The 25656-nt window shown below is 38.7% G+C and carries 21 protein-coding genes; 4 read left to right on the forward strand and 17 right to left on the reverse strand.

The genetic code is table 11. From position 1 onward, the window contains the following. Positions 1-9: 9 nt before the first annotated feature. From AN390_RS17575 to AN390_RS17605, 7 genes are all read right to left on the reverse strand, one after another. Entirely contained in the window at positions 10-768 is a 759-nt protein-coding gene (locus AN390_RS17575; protein WP_095206790.1) for a sulfatase-like hydrolase/transferase, read from the reverse strand. Beyond that, entirely contained in the window at positions 765-1352 is a 588-nt protein-coding gene (locus AN390_RS17580; RefSeq protein ID WP_095206791.1) for a sulfatase-like hydrolase/transferase, read from the reverse strand. Before AN390_RS17580 ends, AN390_RS17575 begins: the two co-directional genes overlap by 4 nt. 59 nt (positions 1353-1411) lie before the next feature. Further along, positions 1412-1933: a hypothetical protein gene (locus AN390_RS17585; RefSeq protein WP_055255546.1), complete on the reverse strand. Its 522-nt coding sequence runs from the start codon at positions 1931-1933 to the stop codon at positions 1412-1414. A 358-nt stretch (positions 1934-2291) separates the two neighbouring features. Beyond that, entirely contained in the window at positions 2292-3056 is a 765-nt protein-coding gene (locus tag AN390_RS17590) for a 2-keto-4-pentenoate hydratase (protein WP_055255547.1), read from the reverse strand. A gap of 106 nt (positions 3057-3162) precedes the next feature. Continuing rightward, on the reverse strand, positions 3163-4128 hold the full coding sequence (locus AN390_RS17595; protein WP_055255548.1) for a hypothetical protein: 966 nt from the start codon (positions 4126-4128) through the stop codon (positions 3163-3165). A gap of 71 nt (positions 4129-4199) precedes the next feature. Next, complete coding sequence (locus AN390_RS17600; protein WP_055255549.1) at positions 4200-5393, reverse strand: family 16 glycosylhydrolase; 1194 nt, start codon at positions 5391-5393, stop codon at positions 4200-4202. 237 nt (positions 5394-5630) lie between these two features. Then, positions 5631-6839, reverse strand: coding sequence for a helix-turn-helix transcriptional regulator (locus AN390_RS17605; protein WP_095206792.1), 1209 nt, complete (start codon positions 6837-6839; stop codon positions 5631-5633). 260 nt (positions 6840-7099) lie between these two features. Here AN390_RS17605 and AN390_RS17610 point away from each other — a divergent pair, with 260 nt between their 5' ends. The 3 genes from AN390_RS17610 (at position 7100) to AN390_RS17620 (ending at position 11653) form a co-directional block, all read left to right on the forward strand. Continuing rightward, positions 7100-9940: a TonB-dependent receptor gene (locus AN390_RS17610; RefSeq protein ID WP_055255551.1), complete on the forward strand. Its 2841-nt coding sequence runs from the start codon at positions 7100-7102 to the stop codon at positions 9938-9940. Positions 9941-10112: 172 nt separating this feature from the next. Then, positions 10113-10850 (forward strand): FadR/GntR family transcriptional regulator, encoded by a 738-nt coding sequence (locus tag AN390_RS17615; protein WP_055255552.1) that lies wholly within the window; start codon positions 10113-10115, stop codon positions 10848-10850. Between the two features lie 68 nt (positions 10851-10918). Continuing rightward, the gene (locus tag AN390_RS17620) at positions 10919-11653 is read left to right on the forward strand and encodes a FadR/GntR family transcriptional regulator (RefSeq protein WP_055255553.1); all 735 of its coding nucleotides are present in this window, start codon (positions 10919-10921) and stop codon (positions 11651-11653) included. Between the two features lie 88 nt (positions 11654-11741). Here AN390_RS17620 and AN390_RS17625 read toward each other — a convergent pair whose 3' ends face one another. From AN390_RS17625 to AN390_RS17670, 10 genes are all read right to left on the reverse strand, one after another. Further along, positions 11742-12362 (reverse strand): 2-dehydro-3-deoxy-6-phosphogalactonate aldolase, encoded by a 621-nt coding sequence (locus AN390_RS17625; RefSeq protein ID WP_055255554.1) that lies wholly within the window; start codon positions 12360-12362, stop codon positions 11742-11744. Beyond that, entirely contained in the window at positions 12353-13360 is a 1008-nt protein-coding gene (locus AN390_RS17630) for a 2-dehydro-3-deoxygalactonokinase (protein ID WP_055255555.1), read from the reverse strand. The genes AN390_RS17625 and AN390_RS17630 overlap by 10 nt, the downstream gene beginning before the upstream one ends. Positions 13361-13377: 17 nt before the next feature. Then, entirely contained in the window at positions 13378-14541 is a 1164-nt protein-coding gene (locus tag AN390_RS17635) for a mandelate racemase/muconate lactonizing enzyme family protein (RefSeq protein WP_055255556.1), read from the reverse strand. 10 nt (positions 14542-14551) lie between these two features. Continuing rightward, entirely contained in the window at positions 14552-15979 is a 1428-nt protein-coding gene (locus AN390_RS17640) for an NAD-dependent succinate-semialdehyde dehydrogenase (protein WP_055255557.1), read from the reverse strand. A gap of 124 nt (positions 15980-16103) precedes the next feature. Beyond that, a complete protein-coding gene (locus tag AN390_RS17645) occupies positions 16104-17042 on the reverse strand; it encodes a hypothetical protein (RefSeq protein ID WP_157686054.1) in 939 nt (312 codons plus the stop codon). 46 nt (positions 17043-17088) lie between these two features. Continuing rightward, entirely contained in the window at positions 17089-17868 is a 780-nt protein-coding gene (locus AN390_RS17650; RefSeq protein ID WP_055255559.1) for a glucose 1-dehydrogenase, read from the reverse strand. Positions 17869-17879: 11 nt separating this feature from the next. Continuing rightward, positions 17880-19451 carry a sugar porter family MFS transporter gene (locus AN390_RS17655; RefSeq protein ID WP_055255560.1) on the reverse strand — a complete coding sequence of 524 codons (1572 nt, stop codon included), beginning with the start codon at positions 19449-19451 and terminating at the stop codon, positions 17880-17882. Between the two features lie 200 nt (positions 19452-19651). Further along, positions 19652-20527 (reverse strand): SMP-30/gluconolactonase/LRE family protein, encoded by an 876-nt coding sequence (locus tag AN390_RS17660; protein WP_055255561.1) that lies wholly within the window; start codon positions 20525-20527, stop codon positions 19652-19654. 17 nt (positions 20528-20544) lie between these two features. Next, positions 20545-21708, reverse strand: coding sequence for a mandelate racemase/muconate lactonizing enzyme family protein (locus AN390_RS17665; protein WP_055255562.1), 1164 nt, complete (start codon positions 21706-21708; stop codon positions 20545-20547). Between the two features lie 19 nt (positions 21709-21727). Further along, a complete protein-coding gene (locus AN390_RS17670; RefSeq protein ID WP_055255563.1) occupies positions 21728-23149 on the reverse strand; it encodes a sulfatase in 1422 nt (473 codons plus the stop codon). A 344-nt stretch (positions 23150-23493) separates the two neighbouring features. Between AN390_RS17670 and AN390_RS17675 the strand changes: the two genes are divergently transcribed. After that, positions 23494-25629, forward strand: a complete 2136-nt coding sequence (locus tag AN390_RS17675) for a multiheme c-type cytochrome (protein ID WP_055255564.1) — start codon at positions 23494-23496, stop codon at positions 25627-25629. Positions 25630-25656 lie beyond the last annotated feature (27 nt).

Below are 25656 nucleotides of genomic sequence, written 5' to 3' on the forward strand. Positions count from 1 at the left end.
AATAACTTTTTAAGTATATTGCGGCAATAGTGCTAAATTTTTAGTTTCAAAAGGGTCTTGTTCAAGGTCGTATAATGCCTCTAATGGCTTATGTTTAAAAAAAGCACTTTGTACAGAGTTTAACTTATTAGCCTTAAATAAATGTTTCCAATCTCGGTAAGCCGCTTGTTTATAACGATAACTTGAAAACAATCCATCAGGGTTAAAGGGTAAATAGTTACGAATATATTTATATTTACCTTTTCGAAAGCCCCTTACCATATCGTATTTTTCATCAAATCTATCGGCAAATGAAAAGTTTGCATCACGCTTATTTAAATCATCTAAACTTAAATTTTTTGACAAAAAACTTTCGCCATCCTGCAACTTAGATTTAGGCAAACCTGCCAGTTCAAGCAAGGTAGGGGCAAAATCTATAAAACTAATAACGCCATCTACTCGAGTTGATAGCTTGGCTTGTAAATCTTTATGTAATAAATGTCGAAAATTCTTTGGTACACGGACGACTAAAGGAACATTAAGCCCTCTTTCTGAAACAAACCCTTTGCTACCTGGTAAAACACCACCATGATCACCAAAATAAAATATGAACGTATCTTCTAATAATCCTTCCTCTTTAAGCTGATTTATTACCACTCCCATCTCTTTATCCACTTTTTTATGTAAGTCAAGATAACGAGCGTATGTATATCTGAATAGTTCAGTATTGGGGTGGATAGGATCTAATTCTACTGAATTGGGATTATGTATCGTTGGTAAATTTTCTATATCACTTTCAGGAAAGTGTAGCTTTCCTCATGCGTAGTTTTCCACGTTCGCATATGAAAGAAAGGTTGGCCTGCTTTACGATTATGCCAGCTAGCTCCCTTTTTTGAAGAGCTCCAATTACTTTCTGGTGAGACAAAGTTATAATCTTCTTTGGCATCATTTGACGTGTAATAACCTGCTTTAGTCAGGTAATCACTTATTGTACTTAACTCTCTAGGTAAGTTTATACGCTCAAATGGGCGGTGATATTCCATTGCTAATTTAGCAGGGTAGGCACCCAAGGCGAGCGTTGTTCTTGCTGTTGAGCATACAGGCGAATTAGAAAATGCATTATTAAACACTAAGCCTTGCTTTGCCAAAGACTCTATATTTGGCATTTCAGCGCTTTTAGCGTTATATAATTTTAAATATCTTTTCGAGTTATCTTCAGATACCAACCAAACAAAGTTTGGCCTTTTTTCAATAGTCTTTTTGGAAATAGGCGAACCATCATTCGATATAGCAGAAGACTCACAACCGGATAGCAGAGCAGAAGCAAGGCATATCGTTAGTATATGTCTCATTCCTAATTTTTTTATTGTCATAATATTCCATCACTTATCAAGATACAAAAATAGCGGCACTCAGTACGCTCATTTAGTTACTAGTAACCAACATCAAAAAATCGAACTGATCCAGCAAGAACAGTAACTTTCATTTTATTATCAGTTATATGAAACTCTTCTTTAGATAAAATATCTTTTACCCATTTCGTTTTTTTATGAAAATGTATAGTTACATCTCTATCTTGAGGGTCAATATAGCCTTGATCGACTAAAATAATACGGCTATGTTTCTCGTCTAATTTAATTACAGACCAAGCAGAACCTTCAACACGTATAGGTAAATTTTGTTCTCCGAGCTCAATTGAGTGTTGCATCACTGGATAAAATTCTTCTACACCTATCTCTTTATCATTACTAAAACCGACTCTTCCATTTGATACAAAATAAGGGGTATTTTGTTTTTTTAATTGCGCTGCAGATTCTATAGAGGCGATTGGGATCATACCATTTGGCATTGGCGGAATGAAATTCAACCATCTATATTGCACACCTAAGGCCGCTCTAGAATAATCATACTCTGGCAAGTTTGTACCCGCCCATTGAATTTGCCCTAAACTCATTGCCTTGTTTATTGGCATGTAGAAAGATAATTAAAATTAGTGTAATTACTTTAAATTAAACACAAAAAAACAGGGATAACGATACCATTCGTAACTTTTACTTTACATAATTTGTAATCTATTAATTTTTACAATTGTTACCAGTAAATAAAGTTATATTAGTTACATTTAGGCTGTTTTCTATCCAGAGGAGAATTTGGACGCTTATAATGCTGGAGATTTGGCGGGTAAACAGACAGCCCATGCTATTGAAGGCGCTTAAGCTAAGACAGAGTAAAGAGAGCCAGCTTAATTAAACTAGTTCTCTTTAGACTAGCAAACATATTAAACTTAACGAATAACTATTATGGGATAGAATTTATGTTTCAAATTTAATGTTTATTTCACCCAGCCCTTCATATACTATTTTTATTGGTAGATTTATATCCACCTCCATGAGGCCATTATAAGAGCCGGTGATAAACACTTGGTTCTTTTCTAACTTAAAGTCGTTCGCAGATAAAAAATTGATGGCCCAATAAAGAGGACGTTGAGGTAACTTGCCTGGATGCTGCCCTGTCACATTAGCGCTTTTTTTGCCCTCCTGCTCCACTACGAGCGTTATATTATTACTCTCATATGCTTTTTCCTGGCTTATTTCTGGGCCGATATATACCCCTTGATTAGATAAACCGTCTGCAAGTTTTTCAAACTGCGTAGCTTCGTATTTCTTGCTAAACCTGTTTCCAATAAGCTCTAATGCTAGATGTGCACTACCTATAGCATTATCTATTTGTTCATTTGAGTATGGTTTTAATCCACTTAAGTCTTTATTTAAAACAAAAGCAATCTCTGGTTCTATCAGCGCTTTGCGGTTTTCACTATTTACCAAGCACGTGTCAGTGCCTTTAATGGGTTTATGAAGCAATGGGGCTAGAGTAATTACGCCATTACTTGAAGGAAGCATACATTTCCAACCGTAAACGGTCTCATCATTGAGCTTTATCATCAATTTGTGAATTACTAAAACGTCTTCAATCGAGTCAAGCGTAAAACCTTTAGGAAGATCTGAAGCGCCACTACCGCACTTTCTTTTGCTCAATAAATGCTCTGCTATATGTTGAAGTTTTTCTGAGTTGTTCATTTTATTGCCTTCGGGTAATACACTACTTGTGTCGTGATAAAAAATTAATAATACATTGAACACAACAAAAAAACATACTACCTTTGTATTTATCATACATTAATGTTTATTGTAATCTTTCAAGCAAATGTGCGCGCAATTTAGGGCTATGGATTTGCTGAATTAATTCATTCATATTTGCGGAAGATTTGCCTGTATAGTCAATATAGCTTTTGATGGCGAAATACTTCGATTGTTCGCCTTCCAAGGTAAATATCCACTCCCGTGCATCACTTAGTTCATGTTCTGGCCATTGGCTAATAACAGAATAAGCCAGGTTAGGTTGAAATGATGAAGGATAACTATAAAACTCATCCTGTATTTGTTGCGAACTTTTTTTAATCAATACTTGTGCTAATTGTTGCTGAATTAGATATCGGTTGTTAGCTGTTATATCAGTATGTACCTCGAGGTAATTTAATAGTTGTGCGGGTTCTAATTTAGCCCAGTTTTGTAAAAGTCTTAATTTTACCTCTTGCTTCATTTTTTCATTATCTAAATTATTCAGCCATTCGATTGCATCATAGGGGGATACTGCTACTTGGCTACTTAAATAGTCATCTACAATACTTTGATCTGAATGAAGTCTTTCAAAATTTAAAATGATTCTCCCAGCTACGGGTAAGTTATCTGTAATTAAAAAGTGTATTACTTTGCTTATATATAAAGCTTGTTCTGGCGTTTTAGACTGCTCATCCAGCCAATGGACACATTCAAATGGCGCTTCTTTGGCCCAGTTAATCAGGTGGTTGCTTATAGTTTTTATACGTAACTCTTTATCTTTAATTAACAATGCCTTATCAAGAATGGCCGTATAAGTTGGCTTTTCTGCCTCAAAACCTTCTGCATGTGAAGCTTTAGGCTTAAGTGTTTCTTTTATGTGTTTTGTATTATTTATTTCAAAATGCATTTGCGCAGAAGTTTCTTCGATAACTTGCTCATTAACGTTTGTTTGTATTAAATAAACACAACCACAGATGATTAGTAAACTAATGCTAATTATCCACTTGCCGTATAAATTTGCCTTTTTCATACCCCTCCAAAAAATAAGGCCTGAGACCTATAAATAAAGTGCCTCAATCCTTGAGGCTAGTTTAAGTTAGCTTAATTCACCGCTATGGTTAATTTATCTATTTTCCCTTTGTTTTTAGTTTTAACCGTAATCGTCGCAGTGCCTTTATTTTTAGCTTTTACAACACCAGCACTGTTAACAGTTGCCACATTTTTATTGCTTGATGAATAAATGACTTTCTTGTTGGTTGCACAGTTTGGAAGAACTGTGCTTTCTAGCGTTGTAGATTGGCCCTTTCGAAGTGTTTGTTTTGCTGCACTTAGTTGAACACTATTAACAGCTACAAAGGTGTTAGGGCATGACTGCCCCTCCCCTGGAGCAGAGTTGTTATTGCCCACCTTTACCCACGTTCTTACATAATCAACTTCCATTGATGTTGGGAAGCCTTCTGCTGATTTATTCGCTGATGGGTAAAATTGATTACATTTCCATTGTGTATGCGGCGCGCGTAAGCCTTGTGATAATGTGAGGTTCATTTGACGATGCCAGTATAAATTATCTTTTTCACCCACCACTTTACCGTCAACATACCAAGTGATCTTGTCTTTAGTCACATTGACACCATAGGTGTGAAAGTCATTTCGAGGATCGAAAGGTAGATGGTATCCGTTATGATTTGTCTGCGGAAAAGACCCTGGGCGCATCCATGTTGGTTTTCCATTTTTTACTACAATATTGTGTAAGTCATGATCAGACTCTCTCACGGCACTTTTTTGAGTAAGTTCTACTACGTCTATTTCGCTATATTGGACATCCCCTTCTTTCGTTAATGAGCGGTCGATTGTGCTATACATCCAAAACGCAGGCGATACACCAGGAAATGTGCTCGCACCTTTAATTCTTGCTTCGTAATAACCGTAGTTACCTGTAGCTTTTGATTTAGCAACGCCCGAAGTATAATAAAGTGGGTAATTTGCAACTTGCTGCTGGTTACAACCGTCCCAAAATGTCCGTTTATGAGACTCTCGTTTAGTGGTTAATTTTAGTTTGCCATTAGATACCGTCGCATTTTCATTTTTCCAAGACCATACCCCATAGTTTTCTGTTTGAAAGTTCCACTTTGTGGCATCTTTAACGTCAAATTCATCAGAGCGTTTGACTTGCAAAATCCATGTTTCACCAGGTTTTGCGATGGGAGGTTGCGTAGATGCAGCTTGTGATGCTGCACTCAAAAAAAGCATACTTATAGCCGATATAGGGAATACCACAATACTTATAGGTTTCATTTATTTATCCATCCTTTGTTTGTGTGAACTGAGCCATAGCTCAGCAACAAATACAGTGTTATATTCAATGAGTTTAGATTAGCAGGCATATAAACAACCTGTTAAGCAACTCTAACTACTCGCAACAAATTAAGCTGAGCGAGTAGGTTTATTTAATATTTATATACAGCACCAAACCTCAAAAAATGGTTTTATTGTTCTCTAAAAATGGCTTTAAATCGTTATTTAGTTGTAGTTTTAGCTGGAAAAAGTACGTTTAAATTGCTTGGGTGTGTAGTTTGTTCGTTTTTTAAAAACTGTCGCGAAGTAGTTTGAGTTATTAAAACCAACTTCGTAAGCTGTTTCTGTAACAGATTTTTTTAGTAATACTTTTTTAGCTTGTTCTATTCTTACTTCTATAATTCTGTTGTTGATTGTCTCATCCGTTGCCAACTTAAACTGCTTAACAAGGTAAGAGCGACTTACACCAACGGAAAGAGCAACCGTGTCAATATTTATATCGTTGAAATAATTGTTTTCTATGTACAGCATTGCGTTCTGTACAACGCAATTGTTAATTTTAACTTGCTCTGCCTTACTCTCTTTAGACTCACTATTATCTTGCTTTTGCAGTTTACTTTTACAAGGCACAGGCCAAGGTGGGTTTACTTGCCTACTCACACTCACTTTGTCAGCTTTAAAAAAATTTATTATTTGACTATCTTGAGAATTTTTAATTTGCAAAGGAGTGATATGATCGTTTTTAGTTTTAGCTTCATCGTATACTGTCTGTATATCCTTAAACATGGCCCCTAACCAAATTAACCCACATAGACTAGTACCTGAATAATACGTAATCCAATGCTCTGCCATACTCCCCAAAACAGCAATAAAACCTAAACTAATAGCGCTGTATATATAACCTTTATTCTTTGCTTTAGGTACATTCTGCAATAAATAGAAACAGGGGATAATTAGTAAAACTACAAAGGTGACAATCTGAAAGGAGTATATGTGAGTGAGTTTGAGCCAATCAATAGGGGCGATTATTAGCCCAAACCCTTTAAGTACGTTAATTTTAGGATGCGTCAACTCTGTTAAAACTAAAAAGCACACTGAAAATGCTAATCCAAAACTATAACTAAAGTACATGACTGGCTTAGGTAATGTAACATTTGAAAATCTAAAAAGTGCTATTAACAAAGAAGGTAAACCTAGCCAAAAAAATAAAATTGTCCGTCCTAATTGAATGTATGGTTTGGCATACTCAATAGGAAGAATATTAAAAGCAGGGCCGCATAAATAAAAAATAAAAGTCACAAAAAACACTGCAAAATAGTAATACGATGAACCAAAACGGTGTCGCTCTAAAGAGAAGTACACCAACGCAGTAAAAAAAATAGTCGCGACTAACATCGGCACAATGCAACGCAAAAATATACTCCACGTTAACAAATTATCTATCACACCCTTCCGCCTTATACCCAAAATAGATACGTAGTATGTTTATATAAATACAACAAATAGGCTAGCAATAAATTGTAACCAAAGTGTTAAAGTTAATTTTGAAATATGTATTTCACCGTCTTGAGGCTACAGATAAGTAAAAAGCAAAGTAAATTCTTTCCTTGACTCAAAAACATATGATGTTTAGATTTGTGCAATGTATGACTGGGATTTTACTATTCACACACTGACTTCTATCTATAACAATAAGGAGAGTTACAATGCACACTAAAAAGAAACTAGTACTTGCTATATTAACTTCACTATCAAGCTATCCGTACGCGCACGCTTCCGATGTTTCTGCTAACGCTCAGGACAATGATGATACAGAAATAATTGTAGTGACTGGCGTGCGCTCCAGCCTAGAGGCTGCATCGTCACTAAAGCGCTACAGTGATAGTGTTCAAGACAGTATTGTTGCTGAAGATATTGGTAAATTTCCTGACCAAAATGTTGCCGAATCCCTACAGCGTATACCTGGCGTATCAATTAATCGCGTTAATGGTGAAGGCTCAAAAATAACAGTACGCGGTTTTGGTCCCGAATTTAACGTTGTTACTTTAAACGGACGCACACTGGCAACGTCTGAAATTGGCCGCTCTTTTGATTTTCAGGTATTAGCAGCAGAGCTCATATCGGGGGCAGACGTCGTAAAGTCTCCTACAGCTAAAACGCCAGAAGGAAGTATTGGCGCGTATGTCAACGTTAAAACAGCACGCCCATTAGATAACCCCGGATTGCATGTATTGGGCTCTATAAATGCCAAATACAGTGAACTTTCTGGCGAAACAAGTCCTGAATACTCTGCGTTATTTAGCAATACGTTTGCTGATGAAACATTTGGTTTTAATATTGCCCTTTCACAACAAAAAAGTGATAACCGATACGATTCAATGGGCACTACCCGTTGGTTATTACTCAATAATGAGCCGGGTGTTATTGAAGGCGACATTCATAATTTATATGACAATGTGGTTACGCCAACTATGCTGCGCCATGCCGGGCGAATTGAATACGCATTAGGGCAAGAAAGCCGTGAACGCATAGGCATTAATACCAGCTTACAATGGGCACCAGATTCAAGTTTTACCAATACATTTGATTACATGTATACCGACCTCTCGGTAGAAACGCAAACTCAAGGTTTGCAAGCCGGTTTACAGTATCCTAATTGGCGAAATGTGGTTGTATCAGACAACGGTACTATTTTATCAGGCACTAAGTTTTCGGGTAAAACACTGGGCGGAACCGGTGAAAATGTTGATTTTAGAATTGATGGTTTGTTCCAAGAGCTTGAATCAAAATCAAAAACACAGGCATTTGGATTTAATTCTGTAAAAGAATTTGATGTATTAACGCTTGAGTTTGATATAAGCCATTCAATATCAAAATCAACGCCGCGTAGCGACTTATTAGTTCCTAATTATATTTCACCAGAGCGAAACGACAGTTTAAATTTTGATTTTAGAAACACTGATACCGTTAATTTAGACACAACCATTGATTATGCTTCACCGACAAGTGTAAGAGCACATTGGAATCAAGTTTCACATTACGAATTAGAAGACACGATTACGGAGCTGCAAACAAAAGGGAAATACCTACTCGATTTAGAGTTTGTTGAAAGCCTAACCTTAGATTCAATCGATTTTGGTATTGCGTATTCAGATCGTGAAAAAGTAAGAGATCGCTTTGAAACATTCCATGAAGATAACTGTGGTTTAGTAGCACCGAATGCCGATATTTGTGGCGAACTTAGAGATATGCCTGATGATATATTTTCAGCCAGTCCCTATTCAGATTTTTTAAGTAGTGAGTCGGGTAATTTTCCGCGTGACTTTTTGTTTGCTGATATAAATAAATACCATAGCGCTATTCGTGATATGACCAAAAATCCAAATTGGCCAAACGAGCAATATAACGAAATCGCATCATCAAGCGTCACCGAAGAGAAAATAAGTGCTTATTCGCAGTTTAATCTAAGCGGCTTAATTGGTGATTACGATTGGCGCGGTAATTTCGGTGTGCGTTATGTAAAAACTGAAACAAAATCTTCGGGATATGGAAAACGCCGCTTAGGGTATACAGGTGAGCTTGATAATGGCCAACCATTATTAGTTGTAGAGTATTCGGATTCAGGAATTCTTGAAGCAGAAAATAGTTATACCAATTGGCTACCCAGCGCTAATTTAAGCATTAACTTATCAGACAATTTATTAGTCAGAGCAGCAGCAGCAAAAGTGATGTCTCGCCCTGCCATCGACGATATTGGTGTGCAAACAACCTATACTGATATGCAAGCAGGCAGTTTTTCGCAAACAGGTGGAAATCCTTATTTAGCACCCTATAAGGCCAACCAATATGACTTATCCTTTGAATATTACAGTGACAGTGGTGATGCATACGCAATTAACTTTTTTAGAAAAGATATATCGAGTTCAATTGGGCAAGTTACCTACCTAGATAGTACCCCTGATATTTGGGATGGAGAGCAATATGTTGATTCTTCGGTTAGTATAGATGGGTACGGAAATGTTAACGAAACCATTAATACTAAACAAAACCAATCTGGCGGAACAATTAGCGGGGTTGAGTTAGCTTTACAACATAATATGGACTATTTACCGCGCTTTTTAAATGGCTTAGGGGTACAAGCAAATTATACGTGGGCCGATACTAAAAACAATAATACTCAAAAAATAGAGCTTCCAGGTGTCACCGATCCAGGTGATAAATTAGAGGGATTTGCCGAAAACTCTTATAACATTGTTGCCTACTACGACAAAAATGCATTTCAAGCGCGTTTAGCCTACAACTGGCGAGATGACTTTTTAAGTAGCCGAGCTGGTATACGCAGTGGTGGATTACCAGAGCATACTGCGGCTTATGGTCAGCTCGACTTTAGTATGTCTTATGCGGTTAACGATAACTTTACGCTAACAGGCGAAGCAATAAATATAACTGATGAACGTACCTATCAATATGCCGATGTAAAAGAGCGCGTTATTAACACCCAATATACTGGTCCGCGTTACCGAATAGGTATACGCGCTAAGTTTTAACGCTTTATTGAAATAACCCAAATTGCTATAAAGATCGCTTATCAGCGATCTTTATTATATCCCCACTATATCAGTTTTAAACATATAAACAGCGATTAAAATTAGTTGCAACCCCCTCTATTTTGTACACATTACATTGACCAGCCAAACATAATATGTTTATATTAAAAGTATGAGCGAACTTATATATTACGACCTAAAACAAACATCAGGAATGGCAGCAAGCCTTTCTGTTCAAGTGGCTAAAGAAATTGGCAGACGCATTGTGTCTGGATCATTTGAAGCCGGCAGTTTAATTGATGATGAAGATGCATTAGCTAAACGCTACCAAGTGAGTCGCGTAGTTGTGCGCGATGCTGTTAAAATTTTAGTTAGCAAAGGGCTCCTAGATGTACGCAGAGGTATTGGTACGCGTGTACTACCTCGTGATAGATGGAATATGCTCGACGATGACGTTTTAGCATGGCATTTATCAGCACCACCTAATCGCAAGTTTTTAGAGCAATTAATGGATGTGCGTTTGGCTTTTGAGCCAAAAGCTGCTCGCTGGGCTGCAGAGCGCGCACGACCTGAAGATTTAATCGAAATAGCCGCAGCATGCGAGCGTATGGCAAAAACAGATAACAGCGCAGAAGATTTTATTATTGCTGATTCTTTATTTCATAAGGCAATTATAAGAGCAGCACAAAATAGCTTTTTAGCTTCTATGGAAGGCGTTATTTATTCTGCACTTTTGGTTAGTATTAAAGTAACAAATAAAGATCCTCGCGATAATGGTGCATCTATTCCGTTTCATCGGGAAGTGTACGAAGCCATTGCTGCAAAAGATGGCGATAAAGCCGAATTCCTCACCGAAAAACTCCTAAAAGATGCCAGCTTTCGTCTTTCTGCGACAGTAAATAACAAATAGCCATTGTTTATTGTCGCAAATTCATATAAATAGTACGTATAAATAAATAATACGGACACTAAGATACTATGAGCGAATTAACATACTACGATCTAAGACGCAGCAGTGCCATGTCACCTAGCTTACCGGTACAGGTAGCTAAAGAATTAGGCCGTAGAATTGTTGCTGGCACATATACTCCTGGCACACTGATTGATGATGAAAACCGTTTAGCTGAACGTTTTCAAGTAAGTCGAGTTGTTGTTCGTGATGCAGTAAAAATTCTTGTCGGTAAAGGGCTTTTAGATGTACGCCGAGGCATTGGCACTCGTGTAAAAACCCGTGATAACTGGGCATTGCTTGACGATGATGTTCTTGCGTGGCATTTAAGCGCCCCACTTAATCCTGAGTTTTTAACTCAATTAATGGAATTTCGTTTAGCCTTTGAACCAAAAGCCGCAAGTGTTGCTGCTCAGCGTGCAACGCCTGAAGATATTAAAGCCATTGAAGATGCGTTAAATGAAATGCAAAGCTCAGTAAGCGATTTAGATAAATTTGTGATTGCTGATGCGCATTTTCATGGTGCTATACTTCGCGCTTCACACAATGAGTTATTTATATCTATGGAGTGTGTTATTTTTTCAGCTTTACTTGTGAGTATTAAAGTTACGAACCAAAGTGCAGAAAGTAATCATGCTTCTATTCCATTTCATAAAGAAGTATTTGATGCAATTGCAAAAGGTGACAGTGATAAAGCGCTCGCTTTAACCGAAAAGCTATTAGCGGACGCTAAAGCAAATTTAGCCAAATTAATGAATATCTAAATTAAATAGCGGCACTAACAAATCATTTAAAGTGAGAGGAATGATTAGCTAATGCCGCAAACACACAACGCTTTTAAAACTTAATTATTTATAGGTAGTATTCAGCATACTTCTTGGCATTAACTGTAAATTCCTCTAAACCCATTCCGGCTTTATACAAGCCGCTTCCTAAACCAAAACCAGATGCCCCTGCATTAACAAATTCATCCTGGTTTTGCGGTGACACACCGCCAACAGGGTAAATATTAATACCCGAAAGCACGGTAGTAATTGCTTTTAAACCTTTTGGTCCGGCTGTATCTGCTGGAAAAAACTTAAGCGCGTCTGCACCGGCATGTAATGCAGCAAACCCTTCAGTCGGAGTGTAAAACCCTGGTACGCAGTACAGTCCCTTTGATTTACTAAAACGGATCAGCTCTACATCGCTATGCGGCGAAATAATAATACGCCCGCCCGCTTCAATCACTTTTTCAACTTCGTTTTTGGTAACAACGGTGCCTGCACCAATAATCGCTATATCAGCGTATTTTTCGCTTAACAGTTCAATGCTTTTAAAAGCATCTGGAGAGTTTAATGGCACTTCAATAACGCGGTAACCGATATCAATAAGCACCTTTGCATAATCGAGTACTTCGTTAGGTGTAATACCGCGCAAAATAGCAACTAATGGTAATTGCTTCATTGCTTGTGTAAGTGAAATTAATGACATTTTTGGCTTTCCTTATCAGTGATAAACCCTGCTTTTACAGCAAGCGTAAACATGCCTATTGTAGAAGCGGTTGAACTGCTTAAAATAGAAGACGTAAATCCGAGCTCTTTTAGGGCTTCGCAATAAAGTGTGTTTAAACTGGAATTACCAATCAGATAGACATGTTTAATATCGTTGAGCTGGGTTTTGATACCCGCAAGCTCGGCGCCAATCAATAAACCCGAAAGGTAACTTGGAACATGCTCTGCTAATAACTGCTTATCTAATTTTAATGTACGTGCACTAAATAAAGCGCTCAATAAGCTAGTTTGAGTTTGACTAACACCTACTCCTTTTATAAAACTAGGTATGTCTGTCTGTGTAATATCTAATGAATCTAGGCCATCGCTTAAAATGCTATGCTTAGACAGCAAATTAAACATTTCGCCAGTCATAAATGTACTTAAACTCGTTATAACCGTTTTTTGCTGAGTATCCTTTGCAACTTCAACCCATTTTGAATGCGTCCCAGGTAAGCAAAACATAGTTTCACTTAATGTTTTATTGCTAAGCTCACCAGATTGCTTTTCCACAGCTAAAACAGCCCCAAAAACCTGCACCTCTTCACCACGCATTACATCGCATACATTATTTTCCCTCACATACTTTACGCCAGGAACAATACGAATATCTAAGTTAGATTTATTTTTTGCAAGTTGTAAATTATTTGCCATGTCAGCTGAGGTACAAGGCGCATTTACATAACCTGTATCTTGCCAGCCAATTGCGCCACCCACCATGCCAGCCATCATTATGGGTAGTTTTTTGTCTGCTATCCACGGTGAGATATAACCGAGCAACACGGTTTCTATACAGCCGTTTTTTATATTTAATACACCAAGATCACCGTTTACGGTATCTAAAATAGCGCCTTCGTTATTGATTAAAAAAGCTCTAAAATTAGAGCTTCCCCAATCAACAACAATCAGCGCCGGTAAGTTACTATTGCTGTTGTTCATCAAGCTGTCCTTAACTATTAAATTGATACTTCGTAATGTTTAATAAAATCAAGGTCGGGCTCAATACCAAGGCCTGGACCTTGTGGTAGCGCAACAGTTCCGTTGTTATTTTTAACTTGCTCGTTAATATTTAGAGACTCTTGCAATAACTGCTCTCTAAATAAGTTTGGTGTTGTATCGTACTCAAGCATAGGCTGTACAGGATGCGCAGCACCTGGTAAATCAGGCAGTGCAGCCAATAAGTGTAGGTTAGTGCCAACCGCAATAGCCGAGCCCCATACATGGTTTATTACTGGCACAAAATGCGCATGAGCCATAGCTAATACTTTTTGATATTCGGTAATACCACCGAGTGCACACACTTCTGGCTGGAGTAAATCAACGCAGCGGTTTTTAATTAAATCTCTAAAGCCCCAGCGTGTAAATTCAGCTTCGCCACCGGCAATGCTCATATCAAGTGCTTCACATAAATCGCGATAGCCTTGGTGATCCTCTGGTGCAACCGGTTCTTCAAACCAGTACACGCCTAAATTTTGCAGCTCTCGACCTAGCGGAATAGCTTCTCGCGCAGTATAAGCATGGTTAGCATCAACCATTAAACGCATATCACTGCCAATTCCTTTACGCACGGCCTCAACCAGCTTTACATCACGCTCTGGCGAAAGGCCTATTTTCATTTTCATGGCCGTAAAGCCCATTTCTTTAATGCGTTGGCTTTCTTCGGTAAAACGCTCTTCAAGGTTTGGAAACTTTTGTAGCATCATGCCGTAACCATAAGCCGGAATACGGTCTCTAAAAGCCCCCCCTAACAACTTATAAACGGGCTGATTTAAAAACTTACCTGCAATGTCCCATAGAGCAATATCAACGCCAGATAACGACTGAATTGGCATGCCTTTTTGACCATGATCGCGTAATAAGTTGTAAACTTTGTGCCAAATAACGTCTCTGTCGAGTGGGTCCATTCCCAAAATCATGGGCTGAATCACATGCTCAACAATTGTTTTATTGGCAAACGCAACGCCGCCACCACCAAAGCACTCGCCCCAGCCAGTAATACCTACATCGGTACGTACTTCAACCAAATGCGCGGTACGTTTAGCATAGTACTGCTGAGAATAACCTAGCTCTTCATCTAGGTCGTATTGTAAAACGTGGCTAATAATTTGAGTTATTTTCATTGTCTGTTCCTTAAACCTTTAACGCACGTGAAACACGCTTGTAGACGAGGTAATCATCTAAAGCTAATAACGAGCAATCAGCCCCAACACCCGATTGTTTAATGCCAAAGTGCGGTAAATTAATACTGTACTTAATCCCGTTTACTTGTACTTCGCCAAAGCGTAAGTGCTTAGCAAAATAAGAAATGGTGTCCTCGTTTTTGCTAAAAATAAATGAGCTTAAACCAGCGTCTGTGTCATTAGCATCGCTAAGCACTTGCTCGTTATCGGTAAATGTAATAATGCTAATAACAGGGCCAAATATTTCGTCTTTGTATATTTTCATGCTCGAATCAACATTTGTGAGCACGGTTGGTTCGTAAAAATATCCATTAACGCCGGCAGGCTTTTTACCCCCTAGCTGCAATTTTGCCCCATTTTGCTGTGCGTCCTTCACAAGCTCATCGATACGTTGCCATGAGTTGGCATCCATAACGGGGCCCATATCAATAGCCTCATTTTTATCAAAACCAACTTTTACTGCTTTTGCACGAGTAAGTACTTTTTCAATAAATTCATCAGCAACGCTTTCGTGTACAAAGACACGATTTGGGGTAACACAAATTTGCCCTGCATTAGCAAATTTAACACCACAAATTACATCTGCTGCGTTATCTAAATTTGCATCGCTACATACAATAGCCGGCGCATTACCACCAAGCTCCATCGAATAACGCTTAATTGAAGTAGCACCTGTTGCAATGACATGTTTACCTACATTAGTAGATCCAATTAAGGTAAGTATAGAGGGGATGGTTGATGCTGAAATGGCATCGCCGACGGTGCTATCAGTGCCCGAAAGTATGTTAACTACACCTGCTGGCAAACCGATTTGTTCACATAATTCGCCTACAGCATAAGCAGACAAAGGCGTTTTACTTGATGGTTTTACTACAAGCGGACAACCAGAAGCCATTGCTGGGCCTAATTTATAAGCCAAATTTAATAATGGAAAATTCCATGCTAAAAATGCTGCTGCTACACCAACAGGCTCACGCGAAAGAACATGGCTGTGTGTACCTTCATTATCTTTTAATTCTTCATCGGCGATATTAACAATAGCGTCGGCATAGAAGGTCAGACTATCAACCAACATTTGATAGTCATCAGCGGTTGAGTCCCACGGTTTTGCCATCTCTAAATGAACGCATTCACGTAGGTGCTCTTCATTTTCAATTACAGCATCACGCAGTTTAAGCATCCACTGTGCACGCTCTTTTGCTGGAGTCGCTGACCAAGTTGCAAACGCGCTTTGCGCAGCATCAAGTGCTAACGACGCTTCATTTATACCCGCTGCTGATATTTGCCCAACAGCTTCAAGTGTTGCAGGGTTAATAACATCAGTTGAAACATCACTGGTTATCAATTTACCGCCAATATACAGTTGTTTAGAAAGCATTCTGTCGCTCCATTATTATCTACAACACCCACAAGGGCTAAATGATCAAAGAAAGGCACGGCGGCCTTAATACATAGCAACTATTTAAACATATGATGTTTGAATGAGCAAACAGAAAATACATTTAGTTAACAAAAAATACTAGTCGCCAAAACTTAGTTTGGCCTTTTTCTACTATGCCTTGTTCACTACTTTGTATTGAATGTTGTAAGGAATCGCTATTACCTATACACGGTTCTATCCCCAGTACAAAAGGAGCTGAAGCTCCAGTTGCAGACCAACCATTGTAATTAAACCAAAGCCCTAAGTGACTTATGCTTGCTGATGAAAATTCAAACCCGCAGCTTTGCTGAGCTTTATCATCAACCAGTTTTACAATTATATTTTGATCTTTATAAGTACCCGTATTTAAGTGTTTGCTAAAAACCTTACTTGCAAAACCACTGTTATAGGACATAACTTTATTTAGCGGAGGGACTTTAGTTGAGCACTCACTCCAATTAATAAAGGCACTATTAACGTTATAAAAACGACTAAGCCCTTCGTCAACTTTAAACTCCATATGTTTGCTATTTATTAAAATACGCATTTCTGGTTCTACGGCAAAAATAGGATGCGCTGACCAAACAAATGGGAGATTATGAGTTGTGTTATTTTTTACATAGTAATCAACCAGTAGCCGTTTACTGTGTTTTTTTAAGATAAACGTTCTAATAAATGTAAAAGTAGAGTCAAAAACCTCAGCTTGTAAGCTAAGTATTATTTCTTCATCGCTAATATGGGTATTAGTTATTTGCCATGCTTGGCACCACAACTCACCGTGATCATGTGAAAAGTGCGCTTTATTGGGGATATGTTCGTACAACTGAGGAGTAATACCCGGAAAACATTCATCCCAACCACCGCTATCATGCTCAGAAAAATCATTATTTTTTGCAGGTTTTAAAGTGATTTGTTTATCGTGAGCAAGCCACTCTCTATTGTGTTTTAAGCTTACAATAGAGATGACTTTTGCACCCAACTGAGGAATGACAGTGATAGCAAGCTCACTATTTTTTAGCAAAATAGCCTCAAAACCATGAGCTTTACAGTGTGTTAAGTTAAGCACCTTAATCGTGATAGATTACAGAACGGCCGCCATCAATAATGAGGCTTTGCCCTGTCATAAAACTCGAATCTGAACTAGCTAAAAACACGGCTGGATAAGCGATTTCTTCAGTTGTTCCATTTCGTTTTAGAGGATGTACATCACCCATTGCTTTTCGTGAAGCTTTCGGATCGTCTGTTTGCTCCCATGCTTTAAATGCCATAGGTGTTTCTATCATGCCTGGGCATAGTGCGTTTACTCGTATATTGTGCTTTGCGTATTCAACGGCTAAATTTTTGGTTAATCCTATAACCGCGTGCTTAGTTACCGCATATGGAAAATACCCCGGTACAATTTTATAAGAATGCACAGAACCTACATTTATAATACTGCCACGGCCTAACTCTTTCATATGATCAAGTACGGCTACAGCACACTGCCACATACCTTCAACGTTAACCGCAAAGCTATCACGCCACATTTGTGGAGTAACGTCACCTACGTTTCGCCCGGGGCTAATTAAAGCCGCGTTATTGACTAAAACACTAGGCTTGCCGAGCTCATTAACTACTTTTTCAACCATGTTTTTTATAGCCGTTTCATCGCTAATATCGGTATGAGCAAAAATAGCATCAAACCCTTTGCTTTTTAGCTCTGCTACAACACTTTCGCCCATTTCTTTATTTATATCAGCAACACACACTTTAGCGCCTTGCTCACAAAATATGCGTGCTACAGTTTTTCCAATTCCATCGGCTGCACCAGTAACAATAGCAACTTCGTTTAATAATCGTGATGACATAGATATGTTCCTTATTTATTGAGCCCAGGGACCAAATCGCGTTCAATAGCCTCAATAGACTTACCCTTAGTTTCGGGTAGTATGAATGCCATAACAATACATCCTACAACAGCGACCCCTCCATAATATAAAAACGTATTTGCTGCGCCCATGTTCTCTAATTGCCAAGGGAAAAACTGCTGAATACTCCAGCTAGAAATACTCTGTACTAAGGCGGCAAAGGGTAGCGCTACACTGCGTACTCGGCTTGAAAATATCTCCGAGAATATCACCCACATGATTGGCCCTATCGACATATTAAAGGCGGCTAAAAATGCAAATAATCCAAATAAAACATACGCAGGACTAATATTTATAGAAGCATTGATAATTGCACCGGTGACAACTGGTAGCTCTTTTTTACTGTAAATAGTGGCTAAGTCTGCTTTTAGTGCAACATCAGTACTATATATTTTATTTTCGAAAACGTGCAGCTTTGTAATATCTACTTTTTGCTCTGCAACTTTGGATATTGCCTCACTGTTGAGTGAATACGTGGCATTTTCAAAGCCATGCCAAATTGATATATGCGCAACAGCAATAAGCAATAAACCGGTAATTGTTAATGCTCTTCTGCCGAGTTTTTCAACAAAGAATATGGCGACTAATGTAAATAATACAGATACCCCACCAAGTACTATTGTTTGTAGAAATGAGTTTTCAACGCTCATACCTATTTGTTCAAACACGGTAGGCGCATAAAACAGTACGGCGTTCATGCCGGTTGCGCCCTGCACTACCGCGTAACATACAGCAAGTAATACAACAAAACGCATAGGCTTACTAAACAATACTTTAAGTTGCTCTAGTGCACTGCTTTTTGAATCTTCTTGGATGGTTGCTTTAATATCGTTGAGTACTACTTCGGTATCGGCGTTATTGATTCCCATACCTTTGAATACAGTGCGTGCTTCTTCATCACGTTTTTTGCTCATTAACCAGCGCGGCGATTCAGGAATCGTCATTAATAACGAAAACCAAATAATATTAGGCACAATTTCAAAGCCAAGCATATAGCGCCAAATATTGGCTTCATTTAACCATTCAATTGAGCCCATATTTTTAACAAAAAAGTAATTAACAACAAACGCAAATAAGCTGCCCAAGGTTATAAGCAACTGATTAACTGATACAAATTTGCCTCGTTTATTAGCGGGTGCAATTTCACCAATATACATGGCTGAGACGGTTATGGAGGCAAATGCGACCCCCCCTATAAAGCGGCCAACAACCAGCATGGGGTAACTTACCGCAAAAGCAGAAATAACCGTTGAGAGTGAATACGTTAAAGCAATGCCAATAAGCACCTTTTTACGACCAAATTTTTGGCATAAAGTACCTGTAAAAAACAATGCGATGATTACGCCAACAATGGCGCAACCCACTACATTACCTGTTTGTAAACTGGTTAGCTCAAACTGCGAACTAACATAACGTAACGCCCCCGATATATTGGCCGCGTCTAGGCCAAATACAAATCCGCCAAATGCTGCAATGAGGGAGTACTTAATTGCTTTTGTTGATTGTGTGTGTGTGTCTTTCAATGTATTACCCTTAGTTTTATTTATATACTTTTACTGTGTTGGTAATAAGTGCTCTACAACATATAAAAGAATAACATTGATAGAATTAGTAAAAACAATATAAACATATGATGTTTATGTGTGCAATGTGTTTTTCCTCTCACATCTAATCAATGTAAGAGGAAAAACACAAAATTAATATTTAAAGTGAATACGTAAAATTAAAAGCCGGCTATTTTAACGCAAGGCTCTGATACGCCTTTTACCGCATTTTTAAATGCAAGCGTAGCGCCGTGAGGTATAGTATCAACTGGGGTATCTTCTAGGCCACATTGTGCTGACGTTACGTAAAGTGTTGTACCGTCATCGCCAAACGCTGGGCAGGTAGGGCGAGGTGTTTGAGTCGCCAGGCTTTGAATTACCTTAGCTTCGGGCGATATGCAATCTACACGTGCGCCATCCCAAAGTGCAATCCACATATTGCCTTCGCTATCAATTACAGCGCCATCAGGCGAAACTTGCGTATTTGAATAGTCAAAAAATACAATAGCATCACCTGTAGGATGTCCTGTATCAATATTTACATTAAAATAGTAAATTTTTTGAGCAGCGGAATCTGCGTAGTACGCTTTAGCGCGTTTTTTATCAAAGCAAATACCATTAGGTATAGTTAAATCACTAACAACTTGAGTAAGTACGCCGTTATAAAAACGATATATAGCCCCTTCGTTTTCTTTTGCATCGCCGTGCATTGTGCTTATCCAAAACCCACCCCACGGATCGGCACGCCCATCGTTACTGCGGTTGTCAGTTTTATCTGCTTCAACGCTGCACAAAAAAGTTTGGTTATGCGTGCTGGTATTATAAGTATTTAGGCCTTTGTCACTTGCTAGTAATAAGGTTTCCTTGTTTACCCATGCAAGAGCGGTAACCATATCATCTAAGTGTTGCTCAACTTTATGGTCGCCTTTTTTACTGTGCAAAATATGGTTTGGAAAATCAACCCAATAAAGCGTTTGTGTGATCGGGTGCCACAAAGGGCCCTCGCCTACAAAATTTAGTGTGCTGTCAAAAACAGTTGCTGTAAGTGTGTTCATTTAATTCTCTAAACAAGTTACCAGTTAGTATGAGAACCATCACGCTTTGATAAATGCGGCGCTTCGGTTTCTACAGGGGTTGCCAATCTGAACGCGGCTTCGTTCACTTCAACACCTAAACCAGGTACTTCAGGAATAGTAAACTTATTACCTGTTAATACATGCTGCTTAGGAAAAAGAAGTGGATCATGGGCGCCAAACTCACTAAACGGACCTTGGTGTGTTTCCATTAAACCTAAATTTGGTAGTGCTGCTGCAAAATGATTTGTTGCTGCTGTACACACAGGACCAAGCGGGTTATGTGGCATAACATCTATATAATGTGCCTCAGCCCAGCCTGCTACTTTCATCGCCTCCGTTAAGCCACCAATGTTACACACATCTACACGTAAATATTGAGTAAGCCCCTGCTCTATATAAGGCTTAGCTGCCCATTTAGAACTAAATTCTTCACCAATAGCAAAAGGAATATGCGTTAAAGTACGCAGCGTTTTATATGCATCAGGAGACTCATGGCGAATCGGCTCTTCAATAAAATCGAGTGTATCGGGCTTTAAACGTTGGCAAAACGAAGCGGCTTCAGCCACGCTTAATCTGTGATGGTAATCAATACCGAGTGTAATATCAGGCCCAAGTACTTTACGCAGCTCATTTAAGCAGCGAGCTGTGCGCGTTATAGATTCTTGTGGTTCAAAAAAAACAGGGTCGTCAAAACGACTCGGTATTACTCTAATTGTTGTCCAACCTAGCGCTATAAGTGCTTTTGCTTCTTTAACTAAATCGTCAAACTTATCCGGATCGGCTTCTGTATAACAACACGCAAAACACGCTATGTGCTCACGTTGTTTACCGCCTAAAAGTTGGTACACCGGCACTTGTAATGATTTACCTAAAATATCATAAAGGGCAATATCAATCGCTGAAATAGCGGCCGTAATTACACGGCCACCTTCAAAGTAATGGCTGCGGTATAATTCTTGCCAAATACGGCCAATTTTACGTGGATCTTGCCCTTTTAAAAATCCAGCAAAGTGATGTATCGCGCCAATAACTGCTTGCTCTCGATTTGATAAGCCCGATTCGCCCCAGCCAACTATGCCACATTCGGTTACTACTTTTACTAATAGCTGATTACGTTTTCCTACGCAGCCTAAAAGCGCTTCAACAGATTCTATTTTCATTATTATTACCTATGCGTTATTAAGGTTGAGTTGCTGGTAAACGATATTTATCCATGCGGTCTATATCGTATTTTTCGTATTTTCTTTTTAATAACCAGCGCGGACGCTCTAACGTTAATTCCCATTCAAACAATGATTTAAACATAGTTTTAACACGTTCAGGATTTTTTGCTGCTAAATCTGTTTGTTCACTAATGTCTGTGCTTAGGTCGTATAGCTCTGCAGGGCGGTCTGGGTAACGAATAAGTTTCCAATCGTTATCGCGTATTACAGCTCTGTTCTCTTTTTTCCAATACATCACTTTATGTGGGCGTGCTGTGTTTTTACCTTGTATATAAGGGAGTAAGTCAACGCCATCAATATCATTACCTAACGCTTTACCTTGTGCGGCACTGTAAAAAGTAGGCAGTAAATCTAGTGTGCTTACTGGGTAGTCATAAACAGAACCAGGTTTAATATGCTTAGGCCAACTCATTACAAACGGTACTCGAATACCGCCCTCTAGCTGGTTAGACTTGGTACCCGCGAGAGGTGCATTATTTGATGCGTTTTTATCAGAAGGACCACCGTTGTCGTTTGAAAAAACCACAATAGTATTGTCATCTAAACCTAGCTCTTTAAGTTTATCAAGTACATAACCACTGGCTCTGTCTAGCCCTAGGGTCATTGCAGCAAGCTCTTTGCGTTTACCGGTTAAATGAGGAAATTTTGCTAAGTCTTTAGGGTCTGATTCAAGCGGGGTGTGTACTGCATTGAATGCTAAGTAGATAAAAAAGGGTTCATCTTTATTTTCTTCAATATATTTTACAGCTTCTTTACCTAACTCGTCGGTTAAATACTCTTTTGGCTCTTCGTAATTACCAAAGTTGCGTTCTAATTTTTTATCAAAAAAATGTTTGTTTCCATTTTTCATTTCTTGTTCTGAATAGCTAAAGTAGCTTCTGTCACCACCTCTAAACCCTAAAAAGGTATCAAAACCACGCTTTAAAGGATGAAACCTGTCGGCGTCACCTAAATGCCACTTACCAAATACCGCTGTTTTATAACCTTGCTCTTTAAGGTAATCTGCCATCGTTTTTTGATCTAGCGGCAAGCCCATATCGGCACCTTTTAATGCAGAGTTATCACTCATAAAACCCGGTACATTAATTTCTTCATAGCCAAAGCGTTGTTGGTACTTACCTGTCATTAAACCTGCGCGTGAAGGACCGCAGGTAGAATCACTTACGTAACCTTGAGTAAAACGTACACCGCTTTGGGCAAGTTTATCTAAATTAGGTGTTTTAAGCTGCGTACTACCTTGAAAGCCAAAATCACCAAAACCTGCGTCATCAGCAAAAATTAAAACAATATTAGGTTTTTCTGTTTGTGCTTTTGCCATTGCATTAGCACTAACGCAAAAGCCTAAACATACAGAAAGAAGAACAAGTAGCTTATTCATCACAGTTTCCTATTTAATATAATAGTTAAGCACATAGCTAAAAAATATTAATTACACCATAGCTAACATATTGGTTATATTAGACTATTACGGATAGTTAATTTAATGGTTGAGTTGTAAATAATGAGTTTATAAATCACAATATCGCTACACTAAACAAAACATAACAATATTGCAAACATATGATGTATGATATTTTGAAATTAATTTTTCAATTTCTCACTATTACTTAAGCCTAATACCAGCGTCAGCTTAAAGGCAAAGCTCATTTATTGAGTACTTAGCTACGACCTGTTATTTAGTTTTAAGTATGCATTGGTGTGCTATTAAAGGTGGATTCTAAAATGATAAATATAAAAAACAGCCTTTTTGCTGTTCTTTTTTTATGCAGTTGTTTTTCAGCGATTGCAAATGAGGAATGCCAGTCTTGTCATCAACAACAAACCCATGATTGGAAACAGTCAGACCATGCAAGTTCAATGGCTTTAGCCAATGAAGATACCGTGCTTGGGGATTTTAATAATGTAACTACTACTCACTTTTCCCAAAAAGCCGTGTTTTATAAAGAAAAAGATGCCTTTTTAATTGATTTGATCGAGCAAGGTACCAAAAAAACGTACACCGTAAGTTATGTATTTGGCTTTGACCCGCTGCAACAGTATTTAATTGAAGTTGAAAAAGGTAAGTACCAAGTATTTCCCTTTTCATGGGATAGTCGCGCTAAATCACTAGGCGGCCAGCGTTGGTATGCCAACTACGCTAACGAGGATGTAAAACCTAACGACCGCCTCCATTGGCTGCAACCTCTGCAAAACTGGAACGGCATGTGCGCCGATTGCCATTCAGATAATTTAAAGCGTAATTTCAATAGTGAAAAAGAAAGCTTTGATACGCACTTTTCGAATATAAATGTGGGCTGTAAATCGTGCCACAGCGATATAACGGATGAACATAAAACTAAAAAAGTGACTAAACCGGCTAAAACAAGCCCTACCAATATGTCGCAGTGGAAAATAATTGGCGATAATAAAATTGCTACTTGGCAAGGTGAGCCGCGCGATAACAGCTTTATGCAAGGCTGTTATGCGTGTCATTCGCTTAGAAGTCCGCTGACTGATGGCTTTGATAACAGCCAAGCGTTTTTAGACCAATTTAGCCCTTCATTTTTAGAACCAAATTTGTATCACGCCGATGGCCAAATTAAAGAAGAAGTGTATGTGTTTGGCTCTTTTGCACAAAGTAAAATGTACAAAGCCGGGGTTAACTGTGTTGACTGTCACGATAAACACACCATGAAAGTTAAAACAAAAACGAATGGGCTGTGCTTACAGTGCCACAGTGCCATCGAATACAACAAACCCGAGCATCACCGTCATAAAGAACAATCAACCGGGGCGCAATGTGTTAGCTGCCATATGCCAACTAACAGATACATGGGCGTTGATGACAGGCGCGACCACAGCTTTAAAATTCCGCGCCCTGACATTTCAATAAAATACGATACACCCAATGCGTGTGTGCAATGCCACGACGGCCAAACAAACGAATGGGCAGCAAGCACGCTTGAAAAATGGCATGGTAAAGCACCGGCATTAAGTGCAAGTGAGCACAGTATGCTTGAACTGCGCTCATTAAAAGCGATATCGCAAAATGCACATATGAGCTTAATTAATGACTTTTCGTTAAACGAAATAGACCGAGCCAGTGCGATTGCTTATTTAGGCAATTCAGGGACTGAGCTAAACGATGCCACAGTAAAAAATTGGGTTAATTCGCCGCTTCCGCTTATTCGCTTGGCGATTGCTAAAGTTGGCTATTTACTTCCTGAAGCAGAGCGCTTAAAAAGCTACAAGCAACTATTAACCGACAAATTAAAGTCGGTGCGTGTTGCCGCAGCGCAAAACCTAAGCCAAACAACGGCGCAGTTAAACGGGCTTAATCAATCAATTATAGAGCTAGCACACGCCAATACTGTAAATACATGGCGCGGTGAAGGCAACATTAATCAAAGTATGCTCGCGCTTAATAAACAAGACATAAACGGTGCTATAAAGTCGTTACAAAAAGGCATTAGCGTTGACCCTTACTTTGATGCAAGTTATGTCAATTTAGCCGATATTTATTATCGCCTTGGTCAAACAGCAAAAATGCAAAGCACGTTAAATAGTGGTTTAAACGCAGTACCTACCTCTGCGTCGCTGCATTATGCAAACGGTATGGCGCTTATTAGAGGCGGTAACAAACCCGCTGCGGTTGATTCGTTTAAACACGCAATGGCACTTGAGAATAATAACGTGCAATACGCTTATTTGTACTTTTTAGCACTTGATAGCATTGGCTCAACAGCTCAGGCCGTGAGTGAATTAAAGCTCAAGATTGGTGCTTATAATAATGCGCAGCAGCTCAAAAGCTTAGGAATGAGCTTTGCTCAAAAGCTTAAAAATTCTGAGGATTACCACTTTTTTGCTCGTTTAAAATAATTTTTAAAAATTGAATTATTTTTTCAA

This window comes from Pseudoalteromonas sp. P1-11 (assembly GCF_001399995.1).
Classification (GTDB): domain Bacteria; phylum Pseudomonadota; class Gammaproteobacteria; order Enterobacterales; family Alteromonadaceae; genus Pseudoalteromonas; species Pseudoalteromonas atlantica.

Excerpts from the sequence above, each read along its gene's own strand:
- AN390_RS17580 (WP_095206791.1), bottom strand. The coding sequence starts at position 1,352 with ATGACAATAAAAAAATTAGGAATGAGACATATACTAACGATATGCCTT.
- AN390_RS17585 (WP_055255546.1), bottom strand. The coding sequence starts at position 1,933 with ATGAGTTTAGGGCAAATTCAATGGGCGGGTACAAACTTGCCAGAGTAT.
- AN390_RS17590 (WP_055255547.1), bottom strand. The coding sequence starts at position 3,056 with ATGAACAACTCAGAAAAACTTCAACATATAGCAGAGCATTTATTGAGC.
- AN390_RS17595 (WP_055255548.1), bottom strand. The coding sequence starts at position 4,128 with ATGAAAAAGGCAAATTTATACGGCAAGTGGATAATTAGCATTAGTTTA.
- AN390_RS17600 (WP_055255549.1), bottom strand. The coding sequence starts at position 5,393 with ATGAAACCTATAAGTATTGTGGTATTCCCTATATCGGCTATAAGTATG.
- AN390_RS17610 (WP_055255551.1), top strand. The coding sequence starts at position 7,100 with ATGCACACTAAAAAGAAACTAGTACTTGCTATATTAACTTCACTATCA.
- AN390_RS17615 (WP_055255552.1), top strand. The coding sequence starts at position 10,113 with ATGAGCGAACTTATATATTACGACCTAAAACAAACATCAGGAATGGCA.
- AN390_RS17620 (WP_055255553.1), top strand. The coding sequence starts at position 10,919 with ATGAGCGAATTAACATACTACGATCTAAGACGCAGCAGTGCCATGTCA.
- AN390_RS17625 (WP_055255554.1), bottom strand. The coding sequence starts at position 12,362 with ATGTCATTAATTTCACTTACACAAGCAATGAAGCAATTACCATTAGTT.
- AN390_RS17630 (WP_055255555.1), bottom strand. The coding sequence starts at position 13,360 with ATGAACAACAGCAATAGTAACTTACCGGCGCTGATTGTTGTTGATTGG.
- AN390_RS17635 (WP_055255556.1), bottom strand. The coding sequence starts at position 14,541 with ATGAAAATAACTCAAATTATTAGCCACGTTTTACAATACGACCTAGAT.
- AN390_RS17640 (WP_055255557.1), bottom strand. The coding sequence starts at position 15,979 with ATGCTTTCTAAACAACTGTATATTGGCGGTAAATTGATAACCAGTGAT.
- AN390_RS17650 (WP_055255559.1), bottom strand. The coding sequence starts at position 17,868 with ATGTCATCACGATTATTAAACGAAGTTGCTATTGTTACTGGTGCAGCC.
- AN390_RS17660 (WP_055255561.1), bottom strand. The coding sequence starts at position 20,527 with ATGAACACACTTACAGCAACTGTTTTTGACAGCACACTAAATTTTGTA.
- AN390_RS17665 (WP_055255562.1), bottom strand. The coding sequence starts at position 21,708 with ATGAAAATAGAATCTGTTGAAGCGCTTTTAGGCTGCGTAGGAAAACGT.
- AN390_RS17670 (WP_055255563.1), bottom strand. The coding sequence starts at position 23,149 with ATGAATAAGCTACTTGTTCTTCTTTCTGTATGTTTAGGCTTTTGCGTT.
- AN390_RS17675 (WP_055255564.1), top strand. The coding sequence starts at position 23,494 with ATGATAAATATAAAAAACAGCCTTTTTGCTGTTCTTTTTTTATGCAGT.